Genomic DNA, 511 nt, shown 5'->3' on the forward strand with positions numbered 1-511 from the left:
AAGGTGATTGCACCGTCGTCGGAGTGTGGAACGGTATCCGTATCTGTTGTGGTGACGGTGAAGTCCGCTGAGAGAATAGTCCCAACTTCATCCGAAAGTTCGTCCCTCAAATCTGACATTTTGCTCATTGGGCGAACCATCCCCCAATCACGTTCAGCACCGCTCCCACTGTGGGCACAGTGAACAGGGCAATAGCAATCAACGCAGCGATGGCGCCGACGTTGAACATGCGATGTTTCCTCCGGGTAATCTTACTGTTGATGGAAATCTGCGCTTCAAGATCGTGCAAATAGGTGTCGGTCGGCGCATCGTCGGTTTGACGGTAAGCGGTGCGAACATCGCCACTGAACCCTTCGACGGTTATTTCGGCAATATCGCCGAAGAACAGAAAATTCTGAAATCGGCCTTTCGGGTCGCCGGTGAATGTCGAAGTCTGAAGCTTTGGTAGCAATGATGCTATCGCAATGGTCGCCGCAATTATGAAAAGAGGCAACGCCACTAAACAAACGTT

The 511-nt window shown here is 51.3% G+C and carries 1 protein-coding gene; it reads right to left on the reverse strand.

The window, feature by feature from the left end:
• Positions 1-124: 124 nt before the first annotated feature.
• Positions 125-511: Pycsar system effector family protein (locus F2B26_RS17000; protein WP_210766864.1), on the reverse strand; the 387-nt coding region annotated here is incomplete at its 5' end.

This window comes from Cellulomonas citrea, assembly GCF_009829685.1.
Taxonomy (GTDB): domain Bacteria; phylum Actinomycetota; class Actinomycetes; order Actinomycetales; family Cellulomonadaceae; genus Cellulomonas; species Cellulomonas citrea.